General features: G+C 73.2%; 13 protein-coding genes. 9 read left to right on the top strand and 4 right to left on the bottom strand.

The features are described 5' to 3' along the window. Nucleotides 1-129 precede the first annotated feature (129 nt). From mshB to AB0A74_RS24330, 3 genes are read left to right on the top strand one after another with little or no spacing between them, the layout of a single operon-like run. Complete coding sequence (gene mshB / locus AB0A74_RS24340) at nucleotides 130-969, top strand: N-acetyl-1-D-myo-inositol-2-amino-2-deoxy-alpha-D-glucopyranoside deacetylase (protein WP_358252785.1); 840 nt, start codon at nucleotides 130-132, stop codon at nucleotides 967-969. Beyond that, nucleotides 966-1355: a hypothetical protein gene (locus tag AB0A74_RS24335; protein WP_358252783.1), complete on the top strand. Its 390-nt coding sequence runs from the start codon at nucleotides 966-968 to the stop codon at nucleotides 1353-1355. Before mshB ends, AB0A74_RS24335 begins: the two co-directional genes overlap by 4 nt. Beyond that, complete coding sequence (locus tag AB0A74_RS24330) at nucleotides 1339-2070, top strand: hypothetical protein (RefSeq protein WP_358252781.1); 732 nt, start codon at nucleotides 1339-1341, stop codon at nucleotides 2068-2070. Before AB0A74_RS24335 ends, AB0A74_RS24330 begins: the two co-directional genes overlap by 17 nt. A 226-nt stretch (nucleotides 2071-2296) precedes the next feature. On the opposite strand, the gene AB0A74_RS24325 is transcribed toward AB0A74_RS24330, so the two are convergent. Next, complete coding sequence (locus tag AB0A74_RS24325) at nucleotides 2297-3028, bottom strand: GNAT family N-acetyltransferase (RefSeq protein ID WP_358252779.1); 732 nt, start codon at nucleotides 3026-3028, stop codon at nucleotides 2297-2299. A 146-nt stretch (nucleotides 3029-3174) separates the two neighbouring features. Here AB0A74_RS24325 and fdxA point away from each other — a divergent pair, with 146 nt between their 5' ends. The 3 genes from fdxA (at nucleotide 3175) to AB0A74_RS24310 (ending at nucleotide 5263) form a co-directional block, all read left to right on the top strand. Further along, nucleotides 3175-3501 carry a ferredoxin gene (gene fdxA, locus AB0A74_RS24320; RefSeq protein ID WP_033430540.1) on the top strand — a complete coding sequence of 109 codons (327 nt, stop codon included), beginning with the start codon at nucleotides 3175-3177 and terminating at the stop codon, nucleotides 3499-3501. Continuing rightward, nucleotides 3498-4583, top strand: coding sequence for a succinyldiaminopimelate transaminase (gene dapC, locus AB0A74_RS24315; RefSeq protein ID WP_358252777.1), 1086 nt, complete (start codon nucleotides 3498-3500; stop codon nucleotides 4581-4583). Before fdxA ends, dapC begins: the two co-directional genes overlap by 4 nt. Nucleotides 4584-4708: 125 nt before the next feature. After that, a complete protein-coding gene (locus tag AB0A74_RS24310; protein WP_358252775.1) occupies nucleotides 4709-5263 on the top strand; it encodes a gamma carbonic anhydrase family protein in 555 nt (184 codons plus the stop codon). Nucleotides 5264-5305: 42 nt separating this feature from the next. On the opposite strand, the gene dapD is transcribed toward AB0A74_RS24310, so the two are convergent. Continuing rightward, nucleotides 5306-6280, bottom strand: coding sequence for a 2,3,4,5-tetrahydropyridine-2,6-dicarboxylate N-succinyltransferase (dapD, locus tag AB0A74_RS24305; RefSeq protein ID WP_358252773.1), 975 nt, complete (start codon nucleotides 6278-6280; stop codon nucleotides 5306-5308). A 72-nt stretch (nucleotides 6281-6352) separates the two neighbouring features. On the opposite strand from dapD, the gene dapE reads away from it, so the two are divergent. From dapE to AB0A74_RS24290, 3 genes are read left to right on the top strand one after another with little or no spacing between them, the layout of a single operon-like run. Beyond that, on the top strand, nucleotides 6353-7420 hold the full coding sequence (gene dapE / locus AB0A74_RS24300) for a succinyl-diaminopimelate desuccinylase (RefSeq protein ID WP_358252771.1): 1068 nt from the start codon (nucleotides 6353-6355) through the stop codon (nucleotides 7418-7420). Between the two features lie 22 nt (nucleotides 7421-7442). Further along, nucleotides 7443-8213 (top strand): TIGR00730 family Rossman fold protein, encoded by a 771-nt coding sequence (locus tag AB0A74_RS24295; RefSeq protein ID WP_358252769.1) that lies wholly within the window; start codon nucleotides 7443-7445, stop codon nucleotides 8211-8213. Then, nucleotides 8195-8746 (top strand): TIGR00730 family Rossman fold protein, encoded by a 552-nt coding sequence (locus AB0A74_RS24290; RefSeq protein ID WP_358252767.1) that lies wholly within the window; start codon nucleotides 8195-8197, stop codon nucleotides 8744-8746. The genes AB0A74_RS24295 and AB0A74_RS24290 overlap by 19 nt, the downstream gene beginning before the upstream one ends. Before the next feature lie 120 nt (nucleotides 8747-8866). Here the strand turns inward: AB0A74_RS24290 and AB0A74_RS24285 are convergent, their stop codons facing one another. Together AB0A74_RS24285 and AB0A74_RS24280 are read right to left on the bottom strand one after the other, a co-directional pair. Next, nucleotides 8867-9907 (bottom strand): crosslink repair DNA glycosylase YcaQ family protein, encoded by a 1041-nt coding sequence (locus AB0A74_RS24285; protein WP_358252765.1) that lies wholly within the window; start codon nucleotides 9905-9907, stop codon nucleotides 8867-8869. Continuing rightward, nucleotides 9900-10265, bottom strand: a complete 366-nt coding sequence (locus tag AB0A74_RS24280; protein ID WP_358252763.1) for a DUF3224 domain-containing protein — start codon at nucleotides 10263-10265, stop codon at nucleotides 9900-9902. Before AB0A74_RS24280 ends, AB0A74_RS24285 begins: the two co-directional genes overlap by 8 nt. Between the last annotated feature and the right edge of the window lie 20 nt (nucleotides 10266-10285).

The raw sequence follows: 10285 nt of genomic DNA, 5'->3' as shown, positions 1-10285 counted from the left end.
GAGGCAAGCACGAAGCGCACGGCCGAACCCTAACGCCCGGACCGGGGGTCTCCACCGACACCACCGGGCCACGCGCCACGCCCGCAGCCGGATTTCCGGCGGCCCCGACGCTGTCTCTACGCTGATCCGGTGACGCTGACTGCTCCACCACGGTTGCTGCTGGTACACGCACACCCTGACGACGAGAGCCTGTGGACGGGCGGCACCATCGCCCGCTACGCGGCGAGCGGCGTGCACGTCACCGTGGTCACCTGCACCCTCGGCGAGGAGGGCGAGATCATCCCGCCCGCACTGCGCGAACTGGCCGCCGACGCGGCCGACCAGCTCGGCGGCTACCGGGTCGCCGAACTGAGATCCGCGTGCGCCGCGCTCGGCGTGACCGACCACCGGTTCCTGGGCGGCATCGGCCGCTGGCGCGACTCCGGCATGGCGGGCGTCGCCGCCAACGACCACCCCCGTGCGTTCATCCGGGGGTCGGTGGACGAGCAGGCCGCCGAACTGGCCTCGATCATCGCGTCGGTCAAGCCGCAGGTCGTCGTGACCTACGACGAGAACGGTGGCTACGGCCACCCCGACCACATCCGCGCGCACGACATCACCATGGCCGCGACGAGCGAGTCCTCCGAGGTCGAACGCGTGTTCTACGCGGTGACCTCGCGCGACGCGACCGCGGCGGGCGTGCGGGCGCTCGCGGAGCTGCCGGACCTGCCGTGGCGGCTGCCGTCGGACGGCGAGCTGCCGGTGGTGGACGACGCGGCCATCACGACGGTCGTCGACGTCTCGGACCACCTGGTGGCGAAGATGCGGGCGTTGCGCGCACACTCCACGCAGGTCGGCGTGCTGCCCGACGGGTCGGCGTACGCGCTGTCCAACGGCATCGCGCAGCCCGTGGTGCAGGCTGAGTACTACGTGCTGGCGCGCGGCTCCGCTTCCGGTGCGGAGGCGGACCTGTTCGGAGGCCTGGATTGAGGGACCGGTTGGCGATCGCGGCGTTCGTCGTCCAGGCGTTCGTGCTGGCGGTGCTGGAGCTGTTGTTCCTGCCGCTGCGCCTGGACGGGACGCTGCTGCCCAAGGTCGCCGACTACCCGTTCCCGGTCGCGGTCGTCGTCGCGATCATCACGACCCCGCTGTTGGTGATGGGGGCGGCGTCCTACGCGCGCCGCCCGCTGGCCGCCGCCGCGCCGCTGCTGGTGTGGCTGGGGACGCTGCTGGTGCTCGGCGTGTTCGGGCCGGGCGGGGACGTGGTGCTGGTGAACGACTGGCGGACGCTGCTGCTGTTCGCGGGCGGGATGCTGCCCAGCGCGGTGGCGGTCGGGGCGTTCATGGGGAGGCAGGCCCGTGCCGGCGATCAGTGACCGGGACGTGGTGCGGGCCCTGCGCCCGTTCGTCCGCGCCACCGGGCCGTTGCTGGACACCCTGCGCACGGCCCAGCTGTCGGCCCTGCGCGACCGGTCGTTGGAACGCGACACGGACCGCCGGGCGGTGGACCGGTTGTGGGACCGGCTGGCGCAGGTGAAGGTGCCCGGGACGGCGGCGTGGGTGGCGATGGGGGTCGCCGAGCGGGACGCGTGGTGGCTGAACCGGGTGGGGCGGCTGGTGTCGTTGTTGGCGGCGTTGCCCGGGGTGGGCGGCGCGCTGGCGGACCGGTTGCCGATCCAGTCGGCGCTGGGCGCGGCGGGGCAGGGCTTGGTGCTGTCGGCGCTGGCGGGTGAGCACGGGTTCGGGTCGGTCGAGGACCGGGTGCGGCTGCTGGCGTTCGTGTTGTTCCAGCGGACGGTCGACGGGCGGGTGGTGGACGCGTCGGCGGAGGACCGGGAGACGGCGGAGCTGACGTCGGAGCTGGGGCAGCAGGCCGGGCTGCGGGGGATCGGGCGGACGGTGTGGAAGCTCGCCAAGGTGCTGTGGGCCCTGGAGGACGAGCTGGACAAGCGACCGCAGGGGCGGTTCTACCACCAGGCGCTGGGGATGCTGCCGGTGGTCGGGGTGGTGGGCGACTACTTCGGCGAGCGTTCGGCCTTGAAGCGGGTGCGGCGGGCCGCCTACGAGTGGTTCGCCACGGCGGGCGGCTAGCGGGCGGGCGGCTGGCGGGCGGGCGGCTGGCGGGCGGCTGGCGGGCGGGCAGCGGGTTGGGTTGTCGTGCGGCCGGCGGGCGCGGGCTGGCGGGACCGGTGCCTGGGCAGCGGCGGGCGGTGCGGCAGGCGGCGAGGCGCGCGGTGGCGGGCATCGCTGGCCGAGCATCGTCCGGCGGGCATCGCTGGCCGAGCTTCGCCCGCCGGGCATCGCTGGGCGGGCCGGTCTACGCCGGCACCCAGTACCGGTACTGGTGGTGCTCGGCGCAGCCCAACGACGCGTACAGCCGCAACGCCGGCTCGTTGTGCTCCGCCACCTGCAGCGCACACCGCGTCGCCCCGCGCTCCAGCCCCCAAGCCGCCAGCGCGCCCATCAACGCCCGCGCCGCACCCGTCCGCCGGGCCGACTCCACCACCGCCAGCCGCGCGATGTGCAGCAGGTCGCCCACCACCGCCCCGCGCACCGCCGCGACCACCACCCCCTCCCGCCGAACCTCGCCGAACCCGACCACGTCCCCGCTACCCAGTACATGCCGCTGGGCCGCCGTCGGGTTGTCCTGCGCGGTCAGGTTCCACCATTCGGGAGAAGGCAAGGGGAGGACGGCCACTCCTTCGGACTTCGGACAGGCGAACTCGCTCAGCGCGCCCGTCAGCACGTACGACGATGCGCCACCCGGGTGATCATGATCGACCCGCCAGCCCGCCCCCGCCACGGCCGACTCCGAAGGAGAACCCACCACCACGTGGGCCGCCGGCTTGATCGCGTGCGCCGCCGCGAAGGTGATCACCCGGTCGAGCGCCGCCGACACCGGCACGCCGGGGTCGCCCGTGGTCAGGGCGCTGTTGGCCCGCCCGGTGAAGCCGTCGGCCGCGCGCAGTCGCCACTGGCCCAGGGGTTCGTCGACGAGCGCCGGCCACGCGTCCGCGCACCGCTGCTCCAACTCGGTGACCGAATCCATGCACGCATCGTCCCTTCTGCTGGTAAACGGTGTTCTGTGAGCTGAAGCACGGTGTCGATAAGGCAAGCCTGAGCGTTGGACAATCGGATCCGCCGCGTACTCTCCGGCTTGCGCGGTGTGGACCAGAACAAGAGCAGGAGAGCGCAGTGACCTATGTGATCGCCCAGCCGTGCGTGGACGTGCTCGACAAGGCGTGCATCGAAGAGTGCCCCGTCGACTGCATCTACGAAGGCGACCGGATGCTCTACATCCACCCGGATGAGTGCGTCGACTGTGGTGCTTGCGAGCCGGTGTGCCCGGTTGAGGCCATCTACTACGAGGACGACGTCCCGGACGAGTGGAAGGAGTACACCAAGGCGAACGTGGACTTCTTCGACGAGCTCGGCTCCCCGGGCGGCGCCTCGAAGGTGGGCAAGGTCAGCGCCGACCCCGCGTTCGTGAAGGCTCTCCCGCCGCAGGCGTCGCACGAGTGACGAAGCGGCTCCCGGACTTCCCCTGGGACTCCCTGGCCGACCACGCCGCCAAGGCGCGCGCGCACCCCGGCGGCGTGGTCGACCTGTCCATCGGGACCCCCGTGGACGAGGTCCCGGACCTGATCCGACGGGCCCTGGCGAGCGTCGCCGACCAGCCCGGTTACCCGACCACGCACGGCACGCCGGAGCTGCGCGGGTCGGTCGTCGGCGCGCTCGCGCGCCGGCACGGCGTGACCGGGCTGGACCCGCGGGACGTGCTGCCCACCATCGGCTCGAAGGAGCTGGTGGCGTGGCTGCCGACGCTGCTCGGCCTCGGGCCGGGTGACGTCGTGGCCATCCCGGCCCTGGCGTACCCGACCTACGAGGTGGGCGCGAAGCTCGCGGGCGCGACGCCGGTCCGCCTGGCCGACGGCGAACCGCCGCCCGAGGGCACCCGCCTGGTGTGGCTGAACTCGCCGTCCAACCCGACCGGCCGCGTCCAGGACGCCGCGACGCTCGCGCGAGCGGTCCGGGACGCCCGGGACGTCGGCGCGGTGGTCGCCTCGGACGAGTGCTACCTGGCGCTGCCGTGGGAGGCCGAACCGGTCTCCGCGCTGCGGCCCGAGGTCAACGGCGGCGCGCTGGACGGGCTGCTCGCGGTGCACTCGCTGTCCAAGACGTCGAGCCTCGCGGGCTACCGGGCGGGGTTCGTGACCGGCGACCCGGCGCTGGTCGCGGCGCTGCTGGAGGTCCGCAAGCACGCGGGGATGATCGTGCCCCGGCCGGTGCAGGCGGCCATGACGGCGGCGCTGGACGACGACGCGCACGTGGCCGCGCAGCGGGAGCGCTACCGCGCCCGCCGCGAGGTCCTGCTGCCCGCGCTGAAGTCGGCGGGCTTCTCCGTCGACCACTCCGAGGCGGGCCTGTACCTGTGGTCCACGCGCGACGAGGACGCGTGGGACACCGTGGGCTGGCTCGCCGAACGCGGCATCCTGGCCGCACCGGGCACGTTCTACGGCCCGACCGGCGACCGGCACGTGCGGATCGCCCTGACGGCCACCGACGAACGGGTCGCGCGGGCGGCCGAGCGCCTCGCGGGCTGAGCGCCTGGCGGGTTGAGCGCCTGGCGGGTTGAGCGGCCGGTGGGCTGGGCGGCCGGCGGGTTGGGCGGCCGGCGGGCCGACCGGCGGGCTGAGGTCGGCGTGCCCGGCGGAGATTACTGTTGGGTATGCCGATCTACTCGTTTGAAGGCAAGACGCCCGTCGTGCACCCGAGCGCGTGGATCGCGCCGACCGCCACCCTGATCGGGGACGTGACCGTCGAGGCGGGCGCGTCCGTCTGGTACGGCGTCGTCATCCGCGCCGACTTCGGCCCGGTGGTCATCCGCGAGGGCGCGAACGTGCAGGACAACACCGTCATCCACGTCCAGCAGGGCGTCGAGATCGGCAAGGGCGCGACCATCGGGCACCTGTGCGTCGTGCACGACTGCACGGTCGGCGCGGGCGCGTTGATCGGCAACGGGGCCACCGTGCAGGACGGCGCGGTCATCGGGGAGCGGGCGTTGATCGCCGCCGGGGCGATGGTCGGGCCGGGCAGCGTCGTGCCGCCCGAGGTGGTGGCGATGGGCGTGCCGGCCAAGCGGCAGGTGCCGCTGGAGGGCGCGCCGAAGATGTGGGTGGACCACAACGCCGCCATCTACCAGGCGTTGGCCCAGCGGCACGCGGCCGGGGTCGAAGAGGTCCCGGCCGGCCGAGAGCTGACCGCGGGCGAAGAGCGGGGCTGACCTCCGGGGGCCGCGGGCGAAGGCGTCGCGGCCCCCGGAGGGTCACTCGTTCGAGTGCAGGGCCGCGTTCAGCTCGATGCCGGTGCCCTTGCGCGGCAGGACCTTGACCACGCCGGTCGTCGAGTCGCGGATGAACAGCAGGTTCGGCGTGCCGGACAGGGCCGCGCCCTTCACGACCGTGCCGTCCGGGCCGGTGACCTTCGTGCCGGCCGTGACGTACAGGCCCGCCTCGACCACGCAGTCGTCGCCCAGCGAGATGCCGACGCCGCCGTTCGCGCCGATCAGGCACCGCTCGCCGATGGAGATGACCTCCTTGCCGCCGCCGGACAGCGTGCCCATCACCGACGCGCCGCCGCCGACGTCCGAGCCGTCGCCCACGACGACGCCCGCCGAGATGCGGCCCTCGACCATCGACGCGCCCAGCGTGCCCGCGTTGAAGTTCACGAAGCCCTCGTGCATGACGGTCGTGCCCGCCGCGAGGTGCGCGCCGAGGCGGACGCGGTCGGCGTCGGCGATCCGCACGCCGGTCGGCACGACGTAGTCCACCATCCGGGGGAACTTGTCGACGCCGTAGACGGTGACCGGGCCGCGCGTGCGCAGCCGCAGGCGGGTCTCCTCGAACCCGTCCACCGCGCACGGGCCGTGGTTGGTCCACACGACGTTGTTGAGCAGGCCGAACACGCCGTCGAGGTTCGCGCCGTGCGGCTGGACCAGGCGCGTGGACAGCAGGTGCAGGCGCAGGTAGACGTCGTAGGTGTCGGCCGGCGCGTCGGCCAGCGAACCGATCCCCACCCGCACGCCGACGACCTCGACGTCGCGTTCGGCGTCCACGCCGAGCTGCTTCGCGGCGGCCTCGCCGAGCGCCTCGGCGACCTCGGTGGCCGACAGGCGGTGCGTGCCCGGGACGGCGGGGGCGCCCAGCGACGGCGACGGGAACCACGTGTCCAGCACAGCGCCGGAAGGGGTGACGGTGGCGAGTCCGACGCCGTACGCGCCGGTCGGGTTCTCGGTGCTCACGGGCGTCAACGGTAATCGGTCCGGGCAACGCCACCCGAAGTGGGCGACCGGCACGCGGTAACGTGCCGAGGCGTGGCCGACACCTTGAACCTCGCTGCCGATCCCGTCGAGCTGACCGCCGCGCTGGTGGACGTGCCCAGCGTGTCCGGGGACGAAGCGGAGCTGGCCGACCTGGTCGAACGCTCCCTGCGCGCGCAGACCGCGCTGGAGGTCGTCCGCCTGGGCAACTGCGTCCTGGCCCGCACGAACCTGGGCCGGCCGAAGCGGGTCGTGCTGGCCGGCCACCTCGACACCGTCCCCGTGAACGACAACCTGCCCTCGCGGCTGGACGGCGACCTCCTGCACGGCCTCGGGACGTGCGACATGAAAGGCGGGGACGCGGTCATGCTCAGCCTGGCCGCCACGATCGTCGACCCCGTCCACGACCTGACCTTCGTGTTCTACGACTGCGAAGAGGTCGAGGCGGTGCGCAACGGCCTCAACCGCATCGAGCGGGAGCTGCCCGAGTGGCTCAGGGCCGACCTCGCCATCGTCTGCGAGCCGTCGAACGCGATCATCGAGGCCGGCTGCCAGGGCACCATGCGCATCGAGGTGCGCACCAAGGGCGTCCGGGCGCACACCGCCCGCGGCTGGATGGGCGTCAACGCGATTCACGCGATCGGGGACGCCCTGCGCCGGCTGGAGGCCTACGAGCCGCGCCGGGTGGACATCGACGGCTGCGTCTACCGCGAGGGCCTCCAGGCGGTGAAGGTCGAGGGCGGGGTCGCGGGCAACGTCGTGCCGGACGCCGCCGTGCTCACCGTCAACCACCGGTTCGCCCCGGACCGCACGCCCGAGCAGGCCGAACAGCACCTGCGCGAGGTGTTCGAGGGCTACGAGGTCGTGGTCACCGACCAGTCCGCCGGCGCCCTGCCCGGCCTGGACACCGAGGCCGCCCAGGAGCTGGTGCGGGCCGCCGGCGGCACCCCGGTCGCCAAGCTCGGCTGGACCGACGTGGCGCGCTTCGCGGCGCTCGGCATCCCGGCGGTCAACTTCGGCCCCGGCGACCCGCTGCTCGCCCACACCCAGCAGGAACACGTGCCGGTGAACGACGTCCGGCGGTGCCGCGAAGTGTTGTGGCGGTTCCTGAGCCGGGGGTGAGACCCGCACTACACTCGCGCCAATGAGTGAGCACAACGGCGTCGACGAGCACCCCAAGGAGAAGCAGCGCGGACCGGTCGTCCTGCGCCGCGGGCGCCGGGACGAGCTGACCACCACCGACCAGCGGTTGCTGGACTCGCGCGGCCCGAGCGACTGGGTGCACACCGACCCGTGGCGGGTGCTGCGCATCCAGGCCGAGTTCGTCGAGGGCTTCGGCGCGCTGGCCGAGGTGCCCAGCGCGGTCACCGTGTTCGGCTCCGCCCGCACCGGCCGCGACCACCCGGAGTACGAGATCGGCCGCAAGCTGGGCGGCGCGCTGGCCGAGGCCGGGTTCGCGGTGATCACCGGTGGCGGTCCGGGCGCGATGGAGGCGGTCAACCGGGGCTGTTCGGAGGCGGGCGGGTTCTCCATCGGGCTGGGCATCGAGCTGCCGTTCGAGCAGGGCCTGAACCCGTGGGTGGACCTGGGCGTGAACTTCCGCTACTTCTTCGTCCGCAAGACCATGTTCATCAAGTACTCCCAGGCGTTCATCTGCCTGCCCGGCGGGTTCGGCACGCTGGACGAGCTGTTCGAGGCGCTGACCCTGGTGCAGACCAAGAAGGTCACCAAGTTCCCGGTGGTGCTGTTCGGCAGCGACTACTGGCAGGGCCTGTACGACTGGGTGGAGCGCTCGGTGCTGGGCGGCGGCAAGATCGGCGAGAAGGACCTGGCGCTGCTGCACGTCACCGACGACATCGACGACGCCGTCCGCGTGGTCCAGGAGGCGCACAAGGCGTGGGGCGAGGCGCATTGACCGCCGTCACCGTCTACTGCGGGTCGTTGCGGACGGTTCCGCGGAGCTACCTGGACCTGGCGGCGGAGGTGGGCAGGCAGATCGCCGCGCGCGGCTGGTCGCTGACCTGGGGCGGCGGCCGGACGTCCATGATGGGCGCGCTGGCCGAAGCCGCCCGCGCCGGCGGCGCCCGCACGACCGGCGTGATCCCGCGGGCGCTGGTGGACCGGGAGTGGGCGGACCGCGAGGCCGACGACCTGCTCCTGGTGGACACCATGCGCGACCGCAAGGCGCTGATGGAGGCGCACGGGGACGCGTTCCTGGCGCTGCCCGGCGGGATCGGCACGTGCGAGGAGCTGTTCGAGGTGTGGACCTCGCGGGTGCTCGCCATGCACGGCAAACCCGTGGTGCTGCTGGACGTGGACGGCCACTACCGGGGCCTGCTGGAGTGGCTGGCGGACCTGCACTCGCGCGGTTTCGTGTCCCGCTTCGCGCTGGACTCGCTGGTGGTGACCGACGACGTGACGGCCGCCCTCGACGCCTGCGGTGCCTGATTGCCGCGACTCCGTCGCGGCGGCGAGGCCGCCGGGAAGTCGGCTCGTCGCGCCGCGTTTCCCGCCGATCGGAAAGCGTGATCGGCGGGAAAGGCGACGCGACAAGCCGACGCTGCCTCGCTACTTGAGCCTCGCGCTCTCCAAACCCCTGGCAACCGCCAAGCGCTGAGCCTCTTCCTCGAAGCGTTCGATGTCCAGCGGCGCGAACGGTGACAGCGTGACGTCCAAGCGCTTGCCCGAGGTCTTCGCACGCCAGATCCCCAGGATCTCGCCGTCCAGCATGATCGCGCCCGGCCGCCCGAGGATGCGCCACACCTCCTTCTGGTGCGCTTTGTCCGGCACCAGCAGGTCGCGGTCCCGCGCGCTCAAGTACGGGTCGAGCGGCGGCAACAGGCGCGCCACGTCGGGCTCGGGCGGGTTCTCGAAGGCCGCCACCCGGTCCGCCGGCAGGAACGCCCCGCGCCCCACCTCGACCAGGTCGTCCGGCCAGACCGCCTTGACGTCCTTGACCGGCGCGCCGAAGTAGGCCGCGACCTCGGACGGTCCGGCGGGGCCGTGCAACGCCAGGTAGTCGTGCACCAAGACCTCGAACCCCTTGGTGCGCTGGGGAATCCGGCGGCCCTTGATCGCCACGAACGTCACCGTCTTGGCGGCGGGGTCGAACCGGAGCCCGGCGGGCAGCACGGCGATGCGGAAGACCGGGTCGTGCACGTGGGTCGCCCCGCAGCCCCGGCACCACCCGGTGACCCCGGGTGGGACCAGGGGCGTCAGGCGGGTGGAGGCCTCGCCCTTGGTCATCGGCCGGTCCACCACGGACTTCAGCGCCTCGACCACCGACCGGAAGACGTCCAGCGGCGCGTCCACCTTCGGCCGGTTCATCCTGGCCAGGGCGTCGGCGTCGCTCAACGGCCACAGCGCGGCGGCCAGCGCGGGCAGCGCCTTCGGCCGGTGCCAGTGCGGCGCGCCCCGCACCGACCACGTCAGGGTGAACCCCGCCAGGTCCGGCACCTCGGGCAGCCGGGCCGCGAGCGCGGGCAGCGCCGACCGCTCGGAGTCCTGGACGCCCAGGTCGAAGACCCGCAACGCGGCCGGGTCGGTCGTGGCGCGGTCGAACTGGTGGGCCGCGACCCGGTAGGCGAGGACGCGCGCCCGGTCACTCAAAGCGGTAGTCCAGTTCGATCAGCTCGTGCGCCATCCGCACGGTGCCGGTGATGCCCGCCAGCTCGCCGGTGCCGGACCCGGGCACCACGTGCCCGAAGCGGTCCGCGCCGGCGGCCCCGACGACCCCGCCGTGCTGGAAGACGAACGACCCCGTCCGCCCTTCCAGCACGCCGGTGAACCTCTCGGTGCCCACGTACCCGGCCCGGTCCTCAGCGGGCCGGCACGTGGTCAGCTCGGCGGTGCTGGTGCCCTCCATCGGTCCGCTGTAGTGCTTGTCCACGGCGACGCGGCCGATCTTCGGCGCGGTCTCGTCGACGGTCGTCTCGTCCCAGCGGGTGATGGTGAACTTCGATTCCATGCGGGCCATGCTGACAGGAG

This window comes from Saccharothrix sp. NPDC042600 (genome assembly GCF_040647305.1).
In the GTDB taxonomy this organism is placed as follows: domain Bacteria; phylum Actinomycetota; class Actinomycetes; order Mycobacteriales; family Pseudonocardiaceae; genus Actinosynnema; species Actinosynnema mutabilis.
This window is presented reverse-complemented; position numbering and strand designations above follow the sequence as displayed.

What these genes read in the sequence shown, in the direction of transcription:
- AB0A74_RS24325 (WP_358252779.1), bottom strand. Translation starts at nt 3,028, where the DNA reads ATGGATTCGGTCACCGAGTTGGAGCAGCGGTGCGCGGACGCGTGGCCG.
- AB0A74_RS24310 (WP_358252775.1), top strand. Translation starts at nt 4,709, where the DNA reads ATGCCGATCTACTCGTTTGAAGGCAAGACGCCCGTCGTGCACCCGAGC.
- AB0A74_RS24295 (WP_358252769.1), top strand. Translation starts at nt 7,443, where the DNA reads ATGAGTGAGCACAACGGCGTCGACGAGCACCCCAAGGAGAAGCAGCGC.
- AB0A74_RS24280 (WP_358252763.1), bottom strand. Translation starts at nt 10,265, where the DNA reads ATGGAATCGAAGTTCACCATCACCCGCTGGGACGAGACGACCGTCGAC.